At 46.2% G+C, this 18,905-nt stretch carries 22 protein-coding genes and 1 pseudogene; 21 read left to right on the top strand and 2 right to left on the bottom strand.

Annotated features, from left to right (window positions below; all coding sequences use genetic code 11):
- Positions 1-603: NAD(P)H-dependent flavin oxidoreductase (locus tag LCF57_RS12525; RefSeq protein ID WP_226000987.1), on the top strand; the 603-nt coding region annotated here is incomplete at its 5' end.
- A gap of 100 nt (positions 604-703) precedes the next feature.
- On the opposite strand, the gene LCF57_RS12530 is transcribed toward LCF57_RS12525, so the two are convergent.
- Positions 704-1,120 (bottom strand): VOC family protein, encoded by a 417-nt coding sequence (locus LCF57_RS12530; RefSeq protein WP_226000988.1) that lies wholly within the window; start codon positions 1,118-1,120, stop codon positions 704-706.
- 469 nt (positions 1,121-1,589) lie between these two features.
- A pseudogene (locus LCF57_RS12535) lies at positions 1,590-2,796 on the bottom strand (IS110 family transposase).
- A 419-nt stretch (positions 2,797-3,215) separates the two neighbouring features.
- On the opposite strand from LCF57_RS12535, the gene LCF57_RS12540 reads away from it, so the two are divergent.
- The 20 genes from LCF57_RS12540 to LCF57_RS12635 all read left to right on the top strand — a co-directional run bounded on the left by LCF57_RS12540 (position 3,216) and on the right by LCF57_RS12635 (position 18,880).
- Entirely contained in the window at positions 3,216-4,034 is an 819-nt protein-coding gene (locus tag LCF57_RS12540) for an alpha/beta fold hydrolase (RefSeq protein WP_226000989.1), read from the top strand.
- Positions 4,035-4,283: 249 nt separating this feature from the next.
- A complete protein-coding gene (locus tag LCF57_RS12545) occupies positions 4,284-4,502 on the top strand; it encodes a hypothetical protein (protein WP_226000990.1) in 219 nt (72 codons plus the stop codon).
- Between the two features lie 144 nt (positions 4,503-4,646).
- Positions 4,647-5,147, top strand: a complete 501-nt coding sequence (locus tag LCF57_RS12550) for a hypothetical protein (protein ID WP_226000991.1) — start codon at positions 4,647-4,649, stop codon at positions 5,145-5,147.
- Positions 5,148-5,471: 324 nt separating this feature from the next.
- The gene (locus tag LCF57_RS12555) at positions 5,472-6,215 is read left to right on the top strand and encodes a collagen-like protein (protein ID WP_318840675.1); all 744 of its coding nucleotides are present in this window, start codon (positions 5,472-5,474) and stop codon (positions 6,213-6,215) included.
- A 113-nt stretch (positions 6,216-6,328) separates the two neighbouring features.
- Positions 6,329-7,222 carry a phage terminase small subunit gene (terS, locus tag LCF57_RS12560; protein WP_226000993.1) on the top strand — a complete coding sequence of 298 codons (894 nt, stop codon included), beginning with the start codon at positions 6,329-6,331 and terminating at the stop codon, positions 7,220-7,222.
- 112 nt (positions 7,223-7,334) lie between these two features.
- A complete protein-coding gene (locus LCF57_RS12565; protein WP_226000994.1) occupies positions 7,335-8,903 on the top strand; it encodes a DNA packaging protein in 1,569 nt (522 codons plus the stop codon).
- Between the two features lie 3 nt (positions 8,904-8,906).
- Entirely contained in the window at positions 8,907-10,403 is a 1,497-nt protein-coding gene (locus LCF57_RS12570) for a phage portal protein (protein ID WP_226000995.1), read from the top strand.
- The gene (locus LCF57_RS12575) at positions 10,396-11,226 is read left to right on the top strand and encodes a phage minor head protein (RefSeq protein ID WP_226000996.1); all 831 of its coding nucleotides are present in this window, start codon (positions 10,396-10,398) and stop codon (positions 11,224-11,226) included. The genes LCF57_RS12570 and LCF57_RS12575 overlap by 8 nt, the downstream gene beginning before the upstream one ends.
- Before the next feature lie 24 nt (positions 11,227-11,250).
- Positions 11,251-12,489, top strand: a complete 1,239-nt coding sequence (locus LCF57_RS12580) for an XkdF-like putative serine protease domain-containing protein (protein WP_226000997.1) — start codon at positions 11,251-11,253, stop codon at positions 12,487-12,489.
- Positions 12,490-12,507: 18 nt separating this feature from the next.
- On the top strand, positions 12,508-13,440 hold the full coding sequence (locus LCF57_RS12585) for a major capsid protein (protein ID WP_226000998.1): 933 nt from the start codon (positions 12,508-12,510) through the stop codon (positions 13,438-13,440).
- Positions 13,440-13,802, top strand: coding sequence for a Rho termination factor N-terminal domain-containing protein (locus tag LCF57_RS12590; RefSeq protein ID WP_226000999.1), 363 nt, complete (start codon positions 13,440-13,442; stop codon positions 13,800-13,802). Before LCF57_RS12585 ends, LCF57_RS12590 begins: the two co-directional genes overlap by 1 nt.
- Positions 13,762-14,154: a hypothetical protein gene (locus LCF57_RS12595; RefSeq protein WP_226001000.1), complete on the top strand. Its 393-nt coding sequence runs from the start codon at positions 13,762-13,764 to the stop codon at positions 14,152-14,154. The genes LCF57_RS12590 and LCF57_RS12595 overlap by 41 nt, the downstream gene beginning before the upstream one ends.
- On the top strand, positions 14,151-14,477 hold the full coding sequence (locus tag LCF57_RS12600; RefSeq protein WP_226001001.1) for a hypothetical protein: 327 nt from the start codon (positions 14,151-14,153) through the stop codon (positions 14,475-14,477). The genes LCF57_RS12595 and LCF57_RS12600 overlap by 4 nt, the downstream gene beginning before the upstream one ends.
- Complete coding sequence (locus LCF57_RS12605) at positions 14,464-14,958, top strand: HK97 gp10 family phage protein (protein WP_226001002.1); 495 nt, start codon at positions 14,464-14,466, stop codon at positions 14,956-14,958. Before LCF57_RS12600 ends, LCF57_RS12605 begins: the two co-directional genes overlap by 14 nt.
- The gene (locus tag LCF57_RS12610; protein ID WP_226001003.1) at positions 14,958-15,452 is read left to right on the top strand and encodes a hypothetical protein; all 495 of its coding nucleotides are present in this window, start codon (positions 14,958-14,960) and stop codon (positions 15,450-15,452) included. The genes LCF57_RS12605 and LCF57_RS12610 overlap by 1 nt, the downstream gene beginning before the upstream one ends.
- Positions 15,449-15,709 (top strand): hypothetical protein, encoded by a 261-nt coding sequence (locus LCF57_RS12615; protein ID WP_226001004.1) that lies wholly within the window; start codon positions 15,449-15,451, stop codon positions 15,707-15,709. The genes LCF57_RS12610 and LCF57_RS12615 overlap by 4 nt, the downstream gene beginning before the upstream one ends.
- Entirely contained in the window at positions 15,690-17,042 is a 1,353-nt protein-coding gene (locus LCF57_RS12620) for a phage tail sheath subtilisin-like domain-containing protein (protein WP_226001005.1), read from the top strand. Before LCF57_RS12615 ends, LCF57_RS12620 begins: the two co-directional genes overlap by 20 nt.
- Positions 17,043-17,045: 3 nt before the next feature.
- The gene (locus LCF57_RS12625; protein ID WP_226001006.1) at positions 17,046-17,489 is read left to right on the top strand and encodes a phage tail tube protein; all 444 of its coding nucleotides are present in this window, start codon (positions 17,046-17,048) and stop codon (positions 17,487-17,489) included.
- A 68-nt stretch (positions 17,490-17,557) separates the two neighbouring features.
- Entirely contained in the window at positions 17,558-18,379 is an 822-nt protein-coding gene (locus tag LCF57_RS12630) for a hypothetical protein (protein ID WP_226001007.1), read from the top strand.
- A gap of 72 nt (positions 18,380-18,451) precedes the next feature.
- Positions 18,452-18,880 (top strand): hypothetical protein, encoded by a 429-nt coding sequence (locus LCF57_RS12635; protein WP_226001008.1) that lies wholly within the window; start codon positions 18,452-18,454, stop codon positions 18,878-18,880.
- The last annotated feature ends 25 nt before the right edge of the window (positions 18,881-18,905 follow it).

Genomic DNA, 18,905 nt, shown 5'->3' on the forward strand with positions numbered 1-18,905 from the left:
CAATTGGAAGCGGCTGGTGTAGACGCAATTGTAGCCCAGGGAAGTGAAGCTGGGGGACATCGCGGCACATTCTTGAAGAGCGTTTCCGACACTCAGATAGGCACCGTGGCTCTTGTTCCGCAGATCGTGGATCATGTAACAATTCCAGTCATCGCATCGGGAGGCATCATGGATGGAAGGGGGCTTGTAGCAAGCCTCGCATTAGGAGCCGCCGCCGTACAAATGGGAACTGCCTTTCTGGCGTGTCCCGAAAGCGGTGCTCATACAACGTACAAACAGAAGATTCTTTCAGAAAATGAGGATTGCACCGAAATTACTCGCGTGTACTCTGGCAAAGCCGCACGAGGTATTCGAACAGAATTTATGAATGACATGCATCGGTATCCCGGAAATATTCCTGCCTACCCAATTCAAAACGCAATGACGAGGGACATTCGCCAGGCAGCTGCAAAAGCGAATAACCCTGAGTACATGTCACTCTGGGCGGGCCAAGGTCTTCGGTTAGCCACCGATCGCTCTGCCGCTGCAACTGTCAAACAGACGATCGATCAAGCAAATGTGCTTGTCAAACTAATCTTTAATCTTCGAAGAGTCGGAGACTAATACAATTGTACCTAGATAAAATGAAGAAACCATAGCTCGTCGCTATGGTCTCTTTCAGCAGTCAGTAAAATTACTAATTACGAAATTCGCCCCACTCACTTCAACTGTCCGTCAGCGACCTACCGCTGAACCGTTTGATCGCTTCCTCGGTCACCGGCGCGAAGAGGTTAACCAGGTTGCCGTCGGGATCGCGAAACAGCACAGCACGGTTCCCCCACGGCATCGTGGTTGGTTTCTTTACCCACTCGTTGACAAACGGCTTCAAGCGCTCGTATTCGGCATCGACATCGTGGACGCGAAACTCGATGATGACAGTGTGATTGTCGGCTGCCACTGCGGAACCAGCGCCGAACAGTTGCACCGTCTGGGAGTGGCCGATCGCCAGAGTGCACGATGGCACAACGAGTTCGGCAAAGACGGGCGCGGGGCGTTCCGCCGAAACACCCATGACTTTCTCATAGAACTCGACGAGACGATCCACGTCGTCGGTAATGATGCGTACAGAAGCAAAATTCACGAGATACCATCCTTCCTATAATAAATGATACAATACGGTATCATATCATTTTGGGTCAAAATACTTCGCATTTATCTCCCATTCCTTTATGGTTACTTACTCCGAGTATAAAATAACGCTACTGACAACAGTATGTCAGTAGTGTTCTAACATTTTTTTGGGCTTCCTCCCGAATTCGATTTCGGAATGCGTCAGTACACGATATGTCTTGATTCTTATCTTTCCAGAACTGCTCACATTATGGATTACAGTGATTAGTGATTACGGGTGCGGCATTGATTGTCATATCGAACAGTATGGGGCTACTAAGGGTTAAAAATTAATGCCTATTGATTCAACTATACCAGCTAATAGCTTGTCAAGATTACCAGTAAAGTGATTCTAAATCATGTGGTATAGTTAAAATGAGCATGCCAAATAACCCTCCAATTTCCGTTGTGTCTTGGAAGGTTATGCTAATAATAATCTTTTAAATTGGACGAAATCCCTTTTTGTTTTTCAAGATTGCATAGAGCCAATGGACGAGCTTATTTGCACATGCGATTAGAGCTACTTTATGTGGTTTTCCTTCTGCTCTCTTGCGATCATAGAACGCTTTGATTCGCATATTTCGGGAGCGTATAAGCCCACACTGGACAGCCATTACCAGTGCGTAACGCAACTGCCTGGAACCACGTTTCGTGATTCGATTTCGAGTTGCTGTAAATTTACCGGAAGCAAAGACACTCGGGTCAATGCCTGCAAAAGCCACTAACTTTTTAGGATGATCAAATCGGTCGACTTCTCCAATTTCAGATAAAATTGTTGCAGCAATTTTATGCCCAATACCGGGAATCGACTGAATTAATTCATACTCTTCAATTTCTTCAGCCAGAGCATCTATGTTCTGTTCCAGTTCAGCAAGATGCTCTTGGTACTGAAGAATAAGGGTAATAAGAACTTTCAAATTGATTAAGTGGCTTGCATACATGGTTTGCTGAAATGGGTTTTGCTTTGCCGCGTCTAGCAGTCGCTGAACCCGTTGGTTAATCCAGCCCTCTGACGCCCCCGTTTCGAAGAAAGTAGTTCTTTCATCTTAGCTTTGAGTGTAATTTCATCCGTCTGAAAAACTGAATATGAGGTTGGAAATTTACTTAAAAACCGTAGTGAAATACGGGAATACATAGCTCCAAAGACGCCTTTGTAAGCTGGGAAAACCTGATCTAAAACGGCTTGGAATTGCAGCTTCGTCTGTACACACATCTTTGAAAGGGACTCATACTGTCTTGTAAGATAGCGCAGATTGAGAAGTTGCACACCTCTTTTCTTAAAAGGTTCAAACTCTTCCTTGTAGTACAACTCTCCCAATAGGTAAGCGTCCGCAGCATCCGTCTTTACTTTACGAAGTTGAGACTTTCTAAGCCGATTTGAGATGAGCGGATTAATGACAATGTAAATGTAGTGATGTTCTTCTAGGAACTGAACAACGGGACTTTGGTAATGGCCGGTTGCTTCTAGAATAAGTAGAGGACGTAGTCTGGATGCAGTCTCAACATCCTTCAAAACTTGATGTAAATTTGCTAGGCCATCACGAGTGTGCTCGAAGTGGAATGTCCCTCTGAAGGGCTTTTCGCGCGCTAAAAAGGCTTGTCCATGACTTTCTTCTTTTGAATTTCTAGACCGACAACTGGATTCATTTCATCTCTCCCTGTAAGTTTAGATTCCCCGGCATCCCTAAGGTTCTTCTTGTCGCTCCATAGCATCGCTTGTTATACGGGATCTTACGTCCCAACCAGCCTCAATCATGGTCATGACAAGTAGGGCGAACACTATAGCGCTCGGGATCAAGTCCCACGGGCAGGTACGTTCGACCAGGCTACCTTAATCCTCTATGCAAATGAAAAAAGGATCAACCAGAAAGAACTGGTTGATCTCATAATACGAACGGGCAGGTTAGTTTAACTCCAGAAATAAGAAAAGGGAACAAGTGTTCTTTACATATATTATATATGAGTATATAATCAAAACGAAACGGAGATCTGGTGTGCTTGTTAAAGCAATGTAGATTTTTCTTTAGTACAAGCACATTATAAATAGCTCAATTGGAGGAGTCTGTATGCCATATTGTAAAGTCAAGAATGCCAATATATATTACGAAGAAATTGGTAAAGGCAAACCGATTATAATGATTCATGGTTTTACACCAGATCATCGGTTAATGAGTGGGTGTATGGAACCGATATTTGAAGATATCCCCGGTTGGCGTCGTATCTATCTTGACCTGCCTGGAATGGGACAAACAAAGGATTATGATCAAATATGTAATTCAGATGATATGCTGGAAGCAGTTATAAATTTTATTGAAACTCTTGTCCCAAACCAAGATTATCTCATAGCAGGCGAATCATACGGTGGATATATTACAAGAGGAATAATTAATAGACATAAAGATCGTATTGGTGGAGCTGCACTGATTTGTCCATTAATTATTCCTGAACACAAAAGAAGAATACTTCCTGAGCATTTTGTTGTTCATTGTGATCGCGAGTTTATGGACACCTTAAGTGAAGAGCAAATAAGTGATTTTAGCGCAAATCAGGTCGTTCTCAATGAATATAATTGGAAAAGGTATTCTGAAGAGATAGTGGCAGGTTGTAAGATCGCTGACTACGATTTTCTTAGCAAGATTCAAAGCAACTATGCATTTTCCACCAATATAGATGAATTAGTTTTCGATAAACCAACAGTATTTACTCTTGGGCGACAAGATGCAGTCGTTGGTTACATAGATGCTTTCAGAATTTTAGACAATTATCCTAGAGCAACCTTTGCTGTTCTAGATCGAGCAGGCCATAATCTTCAGATTGAACAGGCTCTATTATTTGAGTCACTTATGCGTGAGTGGCTTGAAAGAGTAACAGAGTTTGGATTTTAGTTGTATATTAATCCATTGAAATAACGGGAAACGATAGTTCAGTATCAACCACCTATTTAATTAGGTGGTTTTCTTATGCCTATAGATCAACATCCAAGATAATCATGCAAAATAAAAAGGGAGACGCGCGAACGTCTCCCCCCCAATCCAGGGTATCCCCCGGCTGAGATAGCGGCCCGCCACGCGTGGCATTTTCGAGTCATCCGCTATCTCGCATTCCAGTATATAGGAAAGCTGAGGGATACGACAATGGGAACAGCAGACGAACAATACAACGCATCATTACAACGCGAGATTGAAATCATAGAAGGTATCCTTGAAAGCAAGGCGCAATACCGGAAGATTGTTAAGGCTGGCATAGCACAGTGGGTCAAAGACCTGCAGGCTGGGAATATAAAAATGCAGACGGTGCAAGATTTGGATCGGCTGATTGAATTAGATATCAAGCTGCAAAAGGACGAGTTGTAAATCCGTATTATATTCCCACCAATTAATTCATAAATATGGATTTAATGAACAACATTATGATTTTATTGTAATAAAAATTAAAAAAATGGAATCTTTTAGTAGAATGAGGTGGTATTCTAATATATAAGGAGGAATAGAAGTATTATGAAGAAGAAACATTTAATCGCGTCAGCCTTATCTTTAGGTTTGCTAGGAGGAGCTATTGCTGTACCCAGTGCGATCTTTGCGGATTCAGATGCTGCAACTAATTTCGCAAGTACATCGACTTACGCGACCCATGATGAGGTGAAAACACCTGGTAATCATGATGTGGGCCTTTTTAGGACAAAAGATCTTTTTAATGTGAACCTTGACGGCAAGTCGCCATTAACAGAGTTCTCCATAGTTCCTGGATATGGTCATGTTAAGATTCGTGTAGTAAACAACAGCAAGTCGACGCTTACTTTTACCTTAAAGCATGTCGATAGTGGAGATTATTTATTTACCAAGTATGTGGGTGCTGGTGAACCATTTAATTGGTATAGCAAGGATGGATTTCGAAACGGAATGCGCTCAGGAAAATATGAAATACAGTGGCGTGCTGGCGGAGCTTATGTAGACGCCTCAGCATGGGGTATCTCAGCCAATAGCCCAGATGAGCTCTAATTAAATCAAGCTATCAAACAAAGAAGCTCCAACCTTTTCCGGTTCGGGGCTTTCTTTGTTTTACCCAAATGTCACATCATATTATCAAATAAATCAAAATAATTGTATTTACATTCGTGGGGGTGGTGATGAGAACGAGCGGTTCAGGACTTGGACCGTCTCGTTGAATTGGATATTAAGCTTCAAAAGGATGAACTGTAATAATCCGAACACGATAGGGTCAGACCTATGCCTATCTTTTCCTAGATGAAGTCAACAGCCCAATCTTTTTGGTTAATTGCACAATAAGCTACTTTGACTAGACTTTGGAGGTGATCATTAATTATGTTTCGACATTATTGTTGGCAAAAGAAAATGCATCGGAGAAAATTTAGAAGATGTATAGTTAAAAAAGTCAAAGTTTTGCCGAAGGTCATTGTTAAAGGGATTCGAGGACCGCAAGGACCGCAAGGACCGCAAGGACCGCAGGGACTGCCAGGTCCACAGGGAGTTCCAGGTGCTCAAGGTCAGCAAGGGCTACAAGGTTTTCAAGGAATTCCCGGACCCGCAGGGCCAGTAGGGGCAACGGGACCGGCAGGAGCAGTAGGGCCCGCAGGACCTCAAGGACCGGCAGGAGCAGTAGGGCCAGCAGGAGCAACGGGGCCAGCAGGGCCTGCAGGCTTCGGGATATCAGACTTCTTAAGTGTTTTCCGAGCAGATCCTGGTACGGGGACTGACACAGTTCCGGGTAACTCACCAATTACCTTTACTGGGGTTTTAGCGAATGTTGGTGGTGCATTTACTTTCACTCCTCCATCTCCAACGATAACAATTAACGAGACGGGGAGCTACTTCATCTCATTTTCTATCCACAACCAAGGTGATGCGGACTTCAATCTCACTGTTAACGGAACTCCTATAACACCATTACCTTTCTCAGGTAATGGTGGGGGGCCTACTGCAGCTGAGGTTATTATAACCGTTACAACAGTTCCGACTATAATACAACTGGTAAATGCCAACGCAACTCCTGCTCAGTTGCACAATAATATTAATACAACTATGACAATATTAAAGTTGACGCCTTAATATTGTTACTTAGTAGTAATTTATTCAGTAAAAGGTTTAAGGTTTATGTCTTTTATCCGGTCAATTTGTCTAATTATTCAGAGACCTGAACTATGGGGGTGGTGAAATGTAGAATGCCTAGAGAGAGAAGCCCTGAACGGGACAAAGCCAGACAGATGTGGTTGGAGAGCAGCGGGACGATGCGACTTAAGGACATCGCCGCTGCTCTTTCTGTTCCTGAAAGTCGGGTCCGCAAATGGAAGTCTATGGACCGCTGGCAGGATACTTTGAAAGGGAACGTTTTTGATTCCTCTAATGGGAACGTTCCAAATGGAACGAAAGGGAACGCTCCTAATCCAAGAGGAGCGCCAAAGGGGAACAAAAACGCTGTCGGCAATCGTGGCGGTGCTCCCCCTGGAAATCAGAACGCTAAAGGAAATAGTGGTGGTCCGGGCGGTCCCTATCGCAACAAGAAGGCCCTCAAGACAGGGATGTATGAAACCATATTTCTGGATGCCTTGGAGGAAGACGAGCAGGAGCTGTTTGATCAGATTGACACTTCCCCTTTGGTCCAGCTTAATGAGCAGCTTATTATGTTGTCCATTCAGGAGCGTAGACACATGCGCCGGGTCAAGCAGCTTGAAGCTGGCCTGACCGACGAGGAGAAGAAGATCAAGCAGGAGCTGCACCAGCGTAAGGACAAGGTTCCTTATACTAGCCCAAAAACAGGAAAGCAAATCAATTTGTCTGTTGAAACCGAAGGTATGAAGGTCACGGAAATTACGACCGTCACTACTTCCAAGCTGGATAAGATTTTGAAACAGGAAGAAGCGCTGGTTAAAACCCGTGACAAGAAGCTTCGGGTTATTAACCTTATTGCCAGCTTGCAGCAAGAGGAAGAAAAGCTGGAGATTGCTCGTGAACGGCTGGAACTGGAGAAATTCAAGACGCGTGGATATGGTGGTTCAGGAGGCGATGAAGGCGGCGAAAACGATGATGATGACGATGGGGATGACGACGAATGGTAATTACTCTTGCTAAGGAGCATCGAAAACGAGCCAAGCGGCGGTTAAAGCAGCGCCCTGAAAAGCTGGCTGAACTGAAGAGGTTCTGGCTGACTTCGAGCAATTCTGCTGGCGCATGCTCAAAATTAAAACCAAGGACGGCCGCATTATGCCGCTCACGCTCAATGATGCCCAACGGGAATTTGTCCGTGAAGTTTTCGAGCAGATTAGGGCGGGCAAAGCGGTTCGAATCATCATCCTCAAGGCCCGTCAGATGGGATTCTCCACCGTCACCGAAGCCGTTATTTATTACCTCACGTCTTTGCAAGAGGCTAAGAATGCTTTTATCGTCGCTCAGGACTCGCACGCATCCGGTAACTTGTATGATATGTTCCGTTTGTACTACGAAAAAGTGCCGGAAATTATCAAACCCATGAGCAAACGGAATAATACCAAGCGTTTCACCTTCGAGAATCCGTCTGTAAAGTCGTATGAGCACCGCCTGAATCCGGGCCTTAAATCCAAGATAACCGTTCAGTCAGCAGAGAGCCGGGTTCTTGCTCGTTCGGAGACGATTCATTATCTGCATGCTTCGGAGTTGGCTTTCTGGCCAGCGAGTAAAAAGAAGAAGCATATGTTATCCGTCTTTGCGGCTTTATCCAAAGAGCCGGGGACATTGGGCGTTGTGGAATCTACCGCCAACGGCATGGACGATTTTAAGCAGATGTGGGATGCAGCATGTGAGGGTGAGAACGACTTTACGCCCATGTTCTTCGCTTGGTTCCAAATGCCAGACTATCGTAAGCGGGTACCTCCTGATTTTGTACCGACAACCGAGGAATTGGAGCTAAAAGCCAAGTATAATTTGGACGACGAACAGCTTCAGTGGCGACGGTTTACGATCCGAAACGACTGTAACGGAGATCCACGCGTGTTCCGACAGGAATATCCGTCCGAACCGTTAGAAGCTTTCTTATTATCAGGCGAAGGCGTATTCGACAATGAATACATCCAGCAATTGCTTGAAGCTTTAGGAAAGCCGGGAACACTATACGAGGTTGACCAAGTAAAAGGGAAAGTGATCCGTGCAGACTCAGGTGAGCTGCGCGTTTTTGTCGCGCCCGAAAAAGGCAAACGGTACATTATTGGTGCTGATACAGCCAAGGGCAAAGCAGGCGGTGACTTCGACGCTGCATACGTACTGGAAGAACGCATCGGGGAAATGTGCGCCATGTTGCGCGGAAAGTGGGACACGGATTTATACGGTAAGAAACTGGACACTTTGGGTCGCTATTATAATATGGCTCTACTTGGTGTGGAAAATAACAACACCGGGGAATCCGTGCTGAACACGCTATTTAATACGTGTCATTACCCGCTTCTTTACTTTGCCAAAAAGGGCGACATGGGGTGGAACACGAACAGAATAACCCGGCCTGTGATGGTCAGCGACTTCAAGGAAGCTATTCGGGATCAGCTTTACCCGATTTATTGCCGGGAGCTGTACAAGGAGTGTCTAACCTTCATCGACAACAACGGTAAGGCGGAGGCAGATTCGGGCTGTAACGATGACTGCATAATGGCCTATTCGATAGCACTGCAACTGCGACAAGTGGCTGGTAGATGGTTCGACTGGTACGCGAAGAAACAGCAGCAGCGGGCAGAGTCCCGTGATGATTACAACGAGGAAGTGGGGTGGATTTAAACAATGAGTGAAGGAAATGCACAATGGTTTCAGATCAGCAAAGCAGACGACGAACGGCATATACCGTCCAGTGCTCAATTGCCGGATTTATTTGACGATCTGTACGATCTTCACGGTCTGTTACCCTTCGCACTCGGCAATGACCCTGCTTCCTGCAAGCTGCTGGTCAAAAACTCAAATATCATACCGCAATGCATAGAGGCATACAAACGTAATATTGCTGGTTATGGTATTGCCCTGGAGTATTTGCCGGGCGAAAATGACAAAACCGCACTGGGTGATTGGAATAAGGCAGAGAAGTTCCTGGAGACCTGCAATCTGGAGGATACCCCCGACGAAATCATTAGCCAGTTGATTGACGATTTGGAAAGTACGGGAATGGCTCATGTCGAGGTGGCTTGGCCTTTAGGTTCAGAGTTCCCGACTATCTTCCGGATGAACCCGAAATATATCCGCTGTACGAAGGAAAGTACGAAGGCGACTATCAAGCGCAAACGTCGAATCAGCTCTACGAAACAAGTGGAAGAATTTTCACAGGAGCTTTACACCCGGCGATATGCGATGAAACGTAATACTTCCGTCGTATGGTTTCGCTTATTTGGTACGGAGGCAGAGGAAGGTAGGGAGGAAAATCAAATTATCCCACTTCGTATCGGTCATGACGGTCCTTATGGGGAGCCACGATGGTTCGGCAATGCGCCGGGTGTGGTCGGCAGCCGTGAAGCGGAAGAACTGAATGTGTCCTATTTTAGCAATGGCCGCATGCTATCCATGCTCCTGACCGTTACCAATGGTAAGCTGACCAAACAATCTATGGAGCTGCTTAAAAAGGTGAAGGGTTCCGATTCTCAAGGTGGGATTTTGTATCTTGAAGCTAAGGGGGAGGAGACAGGCGGCCCAATCGATGAAAAGGTCGAGAAGGTGTCTATTAAGCTGGACAAGCTCAATGACCTGTTGCAACAAGACGCGCTCTTTCTGGAGTATGGTAAAGAAAAGAAAGCCGATATCCTGTCTGCTTTCCGTCTGCCGCCGATCCTAGTCGGCCAAAGCTCAGATTACAACCGGGCGACCGCCGATGCAGCTCTACGCTTTGCAGAAGAACAAGTTTTTGAGCCTTACCGCAAGTGGATAATGGCAGAGATATTCAATAAACGCCTGTTCCCGGCTATGGACATTTTCCGAGTGCGTGCCGTGTTGAGAGGGCCGAAAATTATAGACCCGGCTGAACGCAAGGCTATGCTGGACTTTATCGCTGACTGGGGCATTATGCTGGTGCGGGATCTGATTCCGATTGCCGAGGACGTGCTGGGAACTACCATCGACGAAACCAAGTTCACCGAGGAATATCTGGACACACCGATTGCACAACTTGCAGCCAGTCAGCCCGCATTGCTTGAGCCAGAGCCTGACACCGATACAGACGATTTGCAAGAGCGTGTTGCTACAATTGCCAAGCGCTTGTTAAAACAGGCTGACAAGGAGGCGGGCTTTCATGTGTGAGTCCTGCTGGGCGCTGATCGCCAAAGCTGACGACGATGAATTTCTGGATAGCCTTGAGCTGAGCTATGTTGAGCGTAAGGTGCTGGAAGAACTGTACAAGCAGGGCGAGGATCGCATAACCGAGATTCTGGAGCTTCAAGGGCAAGCCCTTCATGATGCCATTTCAGAACTAAGTGAAGATGCCCTGGGCGATATCGGGGAACTGGGTAAGGTGCTTATTGCTTTGCACACTACGGATGTGTTTGCGGAGCTGTTCGAGCAAGCCATACAGGAGGCTTTTGAACCGCTGTTTCATTTGGCCGGGGAAACAGAGCTGTCCGCGTTGGACAAGGAAAAGGTCTGGAGCACCAGCAACAAGGCTGCTGGCCGTTTCACGAAGAAGCTCAAGAAGCTGGTTCCCGACATGAACAAAGCTTCTACGGATGTGTTGCTGCGTAGCTTCGGCAAAGCCATTGAGGAAGGAGCTACACCGTCGGAGCGGGCTTTGTTGGTGCAGGAGGTCAGCGCACAGGCTGCCAGCGGCGAGGACGGACCTTTCAGTATGCAAAGGTCCCAGCGTGTAGCTCGAACGATGAGCACCGCCGCCGCCAACGGTGGCAAGCTGGAGGGATGGAAGCAGTCGGAGATTGCCAAGGGAAAGAAATGGCGTGCTGCTGGCGGCACCCGAACCCGTAAGAGTCACCGCAAGGCGAACAGGCAAGTGGTCCCGCTGGACGAGCCGTTTATCGTTGGTGATAGCAAGCTGATGTACCCCGGAGATCCGTCCGGAGAGGCGAAGGAGATTGTAAGTTGCCGCTGCACGATGCAGTTGGTACTTGATTAATCGTGAGGGGAGGTGAAAGAGAATATGACATTTAAATTGAAAGATGCAAAGATTACACATATTTCGCTGGTTGATAAAGGAGCCAACGGTGTTCCGTTTGCAATCATCAAAGCTGCCGGGAAAAATGCCATCCAGAAGCAAGTACAGATTGCGAAGGTTGACGATGCCAAGAAGGTTGTAATCGGCGTGGTATATCAACCGGACGTGGCTGACGCTCATGGGGATCAGATGGATGCGGAGGAAATTGAGAAGGCCGCCCATCTCTTCATGGAGAAACAGCATACTTACAACATCGACAAGCAACATGACTTAGACACGGACAAAGGCTATGTAGTCGAATCCTATATTGCTCCTTGTGACATGGAGATCGGTGAACAGACTATTGTTAAAGGCTCATGGGTGGCCGGGGTAAAGGTAACGGATGACGACACTTGGGATGATATTCAGAAAGGCGAGATTACTGGCTTCTCGATGTGGGGTGTCGGTAAGCGGGAAGAGATCAAGGAAGATGGGGAGGTATCCAAAGGGCTCTTGAGTAAAATCGTTAAAGCGCTCGGTGCAATGGGATTGATTGAAAAAGGCGCAGTCGCTGACAAATACAATAAGAACCGTAAGAACCGCGAATTTTGGGCTGCACAGGATGCACTCAACACGGTTCTTTTTAATTGGGACAGTTGGAACAGTGGAATGGAAACCGATCCGGACGCGATCCGTGAAGCCTTACAGGATTTCGTTGACATTGCTCAAACCGTTTTGATTCAAGAGGACATTGTGAAGGCGATGGGAAAACCGTCTGAGCAGATTGCCAAGGCTGGCAAAAAGATTTCGAACGGCAACATGAAACACATTGACGATGCCATTGCTGCATTGACTGAATTAAAAACAAAAACCGCCCCTGAAGAAGATGAGGGGTACGAGGAGGAAGACGATTTGAAGGCTGAAGATATTGCAAAGGCTGTACAGGCTGCCGTGGTTCCAATCGCCAAGCAGGTAGAAACCCTGTCGACGCAAGTTACTGAATTGAAGAAACAAGAAGGGGCAGAGCCTGAACAGCCAGCGGGAACACAACCACCTGCTGAACCTCAAGCAAACGCGCTGACTGATGCGATTACTAAGGCACTGGCGCAGTTGACCGAGCAAGTTCAAGCGTTGGCTGCTGATGTACAAGTTGTAAAGAACAGCCGTGGTGGTTCCGCTCAAGGTGGCTCTGGAGAAGACGAAATTCAAAAATCTGGCGGCGTAAGCTTCGGCGGCCTTCTGTAATCGAAAGGGGAGGTAAACATGAGAACAAACGGACAAATTATTAAGTCTACCATCACGACTACGTCGGACCAAACAGCCCTGAACTATGAGCAGGTGGACAAGTTTACCGAAATGGCTTATGAATCTACGGAGTTTCTAAAGGGAATTCGCACGGTTAACAAGATTAGCTCTAAAGGTACACTTGGCAAAATCGGTGTGACTGGCCGTAACCTGCGCAGTAAAGTGGAAAATAAGGAGGCCACCAATACGGCTGCACCTACTTTTCCTCAAGTGCCATACGCTGTAGCTCCTGTGGTCTTGCCGTTTGAAATCACGGAGGAATTTATCCGTCAGACTGAACGTGTACGTGGTCAGAATGCTGAGGAAATCATCATGGCTGCCATGACCAAAAATTACGGTGAAAACATGCAGGATATCGGGTTCAACGGGGATACTGCTACGCCGAATACGGACCCTGATTATGCTTTCCTCAGCATCAATGACGGATGGCTCAAGCTGGCGAAGACCAAGGGCAACTTCATTGACTGGACTACGCTTCCTGATGTGAAGAAAAAAGGCGTCTTCTTCGAGATCGAGCGTGCAATCCCTACTCGCTTGCGTACAGGTGGCGTGTTCAAATATTTCATGCACCCAAACACATTTAGTGAGCGTATTCAGGCACTGGCTGAGAAAGACACCAGCGCATCTATTCAGTTGCAGATAACTGGCGGTGTGAAGAAGATCAATGCTTACGATGTGGTTGAAGTCGCACATATGCCAGAGGGTGCCGTGTTGTTCACTTATCACGATAACTTTGCGTTGGTTAACACCTATGACATGCAGATTCGTAAAACTACCGAGGGCAGAGAGGCCATCTATGCAGACAAGCGTTTCTACGCTATCCATTCGGATTATGACTCTATCTTTGAGGAACCGGGGGCAGTTGTATACGTCGAAGGGGTGGAATTTTAATGGCCTATATCACATATCGAGGAGAAAACACCTCTTTGATGCTTTACGGCATCCGCTTCCCGGCCAAAGTCCCGGTGCTGGTTGATAGTGAATCTGTTGTTAAAAATTTTCGTGAACGCTCAGATTTTGATATTAAGGAAGAAAAGGTTATTCCGCTGGAAGACCTGACGCTTGTCCAGCTTAAAGATAAGGCTAAGGCTGCCGGGATTAAGGGATTTAGCAACATGAATACACAGGATCTGATCACTGCGCTACGCGGTGGAGGTAAACCTACCGACAATACGCCACCTGCAGGTGATCAACCGAAACCTGAAGGGGCTGATGGTAAAAATGCTGACGCCAACAATACTCCAACAGCGTAGCCGCGTAACCCCGATCCAAGAGGCATCGGCAGAGCTGCTACAGCAATACATCGATGACGCGCAAGTACGTATTGAACTTTATCTGCCCATTCCCTTCCCCGATCCGGTAGACAAGCAGATTATGCTTGCCTGGGTCAAGTTGGCTGAGGGACTAGCCCTACAAGACAGTGAGGAATACCTTGCATCTGTGGCGCGTAATTACGCGTCCGAGAGTGATGGGGCTTGGACGTACACCCGGCAGGCCGTGGAGGGCAAAACAACTGGTAATGCCGATGTGGACGCTATCCTGTTCTTGTGGGTGAAGAAGCAGAATGGACCGGATGATGGCAACATCACGGCTTATTTGTTATGAACCATCGTTTTCACACGCCACTGTCTGTGTATCGGACAGAGAGCAAAAGGGATGATGACGACCTGTTCGACGATCGGAAATCCGGTAAGGTGACTGACGTGAAATGCTTTGTCGTGAATACACAGACGGAGGCCAAAGCAGATTCTAAGCCGGTAATGTACATCGTCAAAAAGACGATAGGTATTCCGAAACAGGCTGACGTTAAACTAAGTGACGAAGTGGTGCTGCTAGGCCGCCGATACCTGGTAATTGACTCCATTCCGCGTCGTTATTGGCGTGAGCTGCTTGTAACATGTGAGGTGAAGGGAAATGACCGTGCATGATTTTGATGGGTTGGCCCGATGTTTTAGGCGCATTGCAGATGAGGGGATGGAGCGCATTTTGCGAAACATCGCGGAGGCAGCCGGGGAAACGCTGCTCAACCTGATTATTGATGAAATCGACCGACAGGATCTGATCGACACAGGGGCCATGTGGCAGTCCTTTTCTCGTGGCGACGATAACAACGTGTGGGAATGGGATGTAGACCGCAACGCAATCACGCTGGAGCTTGGTTCCAACTTGCCTTATGCACAATTGGTCAATGATGGTTACACCATTGAGAAGAAACATTTTGTGCCGGGTTACTGGAATGGTGGCGGCTCATTTGTCTACGATCCGTCTGCTAAAACTGGATTCATGGCAAAGCCGCGCAGCTTCATAGGTCGCCACTACTTTGATATTGCTGTGGAGCACCTTGAGGGCGGGATGAACCAACTGATCATGCGACGCCTGGAAGTCGAACTCGAAAGGATGTTGCGCTGATGATGGATGTGGGAGTAAAAGCCTGGGCTGAGATCGTGCGGCGGGTGTATCCTGATCTGTCTATCCTGCGAGATCGGTCTAAATGGATGGCTGGTGACTTCAAATTGCCAGCCGTGTTCATCGAGACGGACATTGTTTCGGACAAGGTTCACACGCCGAGGGCTGACAGGATAATTGAGGATGTGGGGCTGGTATTCCACTATGACAAGGAACGAGTTACTGAAGAGGACGAAGGGGAGCCTATACCGCTTGATCTTGACCCGTTTTTCACCTACCTTCGGCAGCAGCGGTTTAACGTTCCGTCCAAGCGTTTTGGGGTTGTGCTGGTCATTGAGCCGCCACGGACTAGGAAAAAGGCCGATCAAGTAGAGGTCACTTTTAGGTACTCGTATTTGCTTAGTGTACCGAAGTCACTGGTCAATGACGATGGCAGCACGATACAAAAGATTAATGATTTCTATATCAGCCACAACGGGGAGGAATTTGACGCATGACTGAGGATTTAAACAAACGGAATAAGCAGGAATGGATTGAGAGCGCAGCGGTCTTGAAGGCAGAGCCTTACGAGATTGCCGGCGCTCTTTTTGATTGCGCTGCTGACGCCTTGATTTCGCGGGCAGAAGTGGAGAAAAGACTGGATGCGTATTTGCATCCGGTCAAGGAATCCCCTGCTTCTGTGCCTGTTAAACCGCAAGTACCACAAGTGAAAAAAGCAAAGGAGGAAATGCCAAATGACAATTCAGAGGGATAGGGCCAGCGCGTACATTTCGCTGCTAGTAAAGGCACGTTCTCGGGTTGTTCCCACAACAGGCCGCGTTTTGATACCATATCAGGCCGAATGGGGCGCACCGAACCAGGCTGTTGATATGGCCGATGATTCGGAGCGCCTGAAGGAGTCCGGCAAGCTGGTTGATGTACTGGAGCTGGCTGCCGAAATCGGGGCGACTGTTATCGGCTACCGGGTTACAAACGGGGAAGAAAAGGCTGCATCTATCACTGTTGCTGACAGCTACACTATTGAGGCACGTTATCCAGGAACACGAGGCAATGATTTCGAATACATGGTGCGTCCGGCTCTTATCGATGACACCAAAAAGGAGATCGTAGTTCGCGATACCAAGGGCGTTTATGATACCGAAACGTATCTTGTAGCTGACAAAGCCGCTGCTGTGGAAGCTCTTAAAAAGTCCGCTATGGTTCGGTTTAAAGATATTGGCGCGACTGCTCTTACTGATACGGCTTACACCAAGCTGGATGGCGGTACAACTAGCACGGCCACATTGGCAGCGACCGACTGGAATCGTATCTTTAACCGGGTGTACGGCCTGACGTTCGATACTATTTATCTCTCCGTTGTTGATCCGGCTGTACAAGCTGCCGCCAAACAATGGCTGCTAGATCGTCGCGATAAGGGTCATAAGCTGGCGACGTTGGTTGTCGCTGGCCCGGCAGCTACGGACGGCGACATTGAGGCGCACAACGCACGTTCACGTGCCATGAATGCCCGTTATGTAATTAACTGCTCGTTGGCTGGTGAACACACCAACGGCAAAACCTACACATCCGTCGAATGGTCTGCATGGGTGGCTGGGCTGGTAGCTGGTACGCCTGCCAATAAGTCATTTACGGGTGTTGAAGTGCCTATGACATTGGCAAAAGTGGACTGGAGCCACACTGAGGCACTAAAAGGACTGGCAGAGGGAACGCTGATGGCTACACGAGATGGTTACAAATACATTATCGAATCTGCTATTAACACTCTGACCACGCTTGGGCCAAATGACCGGGAGGACTTCGGTAAAATCCGTGTCTCTGCCACAATTGATCAAGTCATGAATGATATCTACGATGCGGGTAAGCGTTGGAAGGCGAAGCTAGATAACGATAAGGAAGGACGTGGCATGTTTATTGCTGCGGTACTCGAATATCTCAAAATTCGTGCTCAGCAAAGGGCGATTGCCGAAACCTTCTCATTTGCTGAAAACCCTAATAAGACGAGTGAAAATGATTACGCCTTTTTCAAACTCGGTGCGAAACCAAAAGATGCAATTGAAATTTTCTATACTGACTGGGAGGTGGAATAATAGATGGAACGCGAACTTATTGGGCGTAATTTGTCCTTACAGGATGACAACGGCGAGGATATTCATACTGTCAAAGAGGTTGAGGTCAAGCTCACCACGGAAACGCTGGATATCGTCCGTGCTCGTAAAATGACAAAAACGAAGCAAATGACCGGGTACGAAATCCCGGTTAAAATCGTCATGTCTAAGCTAGAATCTCGATTGCGTTATCGTTTGCTAGAGGATTTCAAAGCGGGTAAGACCATGTTTCTGGCACGTATTACAGGAGGTTTGGAAGACCGCATTACAGGTAATACGGAAAGGGTTTTGATTACAGGTGTCCATATCCATGGTGAAATGGATATCCTAATTGCCAAAATCGACGACAACAACGGGATTGATATTACACTTGAAGGTACAGCGACAGACTTTGATTTTGTCGAGAAATTCCCAGAATATCTTGCGTAAACCCATGATTTTCACCTCATCATATGTATGATATACTTGAAATATATTACATATGATGAGGTGTACTTGTGTTTTATAAAATAAGTAAAATGCTAATTGGCGTTTTATTAATAGTTTTAGCAATTTTAAGAGGGATATACCCTCATTATTTTAAAATGCCTAATATTAAACTTGATGTATACTCTTATTTATTAGTTTTGTTGGGGGTCCTCATTTTATTTTTTGATTTGTTAAAACAAAAAATTAGTTTGTTTAAAAAAATAAAGCGACGTGTATGGGATAAGACGATTTTGTTAATTGTTTGCTTCACTATTATTATTTTACGTATGTTTTTTAAGGAATTAAATTTCGATAACACCTCGTTATATATACTTGTTTTGGTGATTATTATAATTTTAGTACCTGACATTAAAGAGTTATTATTACGAATAAAAAAGGTGAAGAAAGGGGACTTTGAACTTGAGCTTGAGCTTGATAAATTACGGGATAAGCTAGATGAAGTAGAAGATAAGACGGAGATCACAGTACAAACTTTAACTCCAGATGAGAAATTTTTCGAGTATCTAAAACAGTTTAGTGATGAACCTAGATTAACAATTCCTATAATCTCAGCGGAAATTGAAAGTAAAACTAGAGATTTAGCAACTTCAGTGGGCATCAATAAGATTTATAGTCATAGAAGCACAATGAAACTTTTGGTTTCTGAAGGAATCATAAGTAAAGATATTCTTAATCTAAATGACAAGTTCATGCGAATTCGAAATATTATTGTTCATGGTAAAAATGATGAAAACATTAATACTGCTGACATTATTGAGGCAGCTAATTTAGGACTGAGAATTCTAAAACTTCTTCCCAAAAGTGCTTCTGTAAATCAAAATCAAGATTGATCAATTTGTGAATCACCTACTACTCGTAGGTGATTTTTTGTTGTAAAAAAATATTTTAGGAGGAATAAAAATATGAATAATCAACAAAACAACGATAGATTGCAGAAATACCTTGCTAAATCCAAGGAAATACGGAAAGACGACATTATAACGGTGCAAGCCGATGGTGAGGACTGGTCTGTAAAGCGTCTTGCCACGCTGGATACACGTCGGTCATATGAATTGGCATTTGATGACGATGGTAAACCGAAGTCGCCTTATTTTAACGAAATCGACGTGATGATCGTCAAGGCCACAGAGCACGAATTTGACTGGAATAACAAAGACTTGCTGAAAGCATACGGTGCGACCAGCAAGTTTGAACTGCCACCGCGCATGTTGGATGACGTGGACGATTATGCTGCACTCAGCAAGGCTGTGCGTAATTTCAAAGAGACTCAGGAATCGCTTTTGGCTGACGCAAAAAACTCATCCGGCGAGACGGAGAAGCGAGCTGGATAGCTCATTTTTGGGTTAACCAAAAAAA

Origin of the sequence: Paenibacillus sp. BJ-4, assembly GCF_020404765.1 — a bacterium.
Lineage (GTDB): Bacteria > Bacillota > Bacilli > Paenibacillales > Paenibacillaceae > Paenibacillus.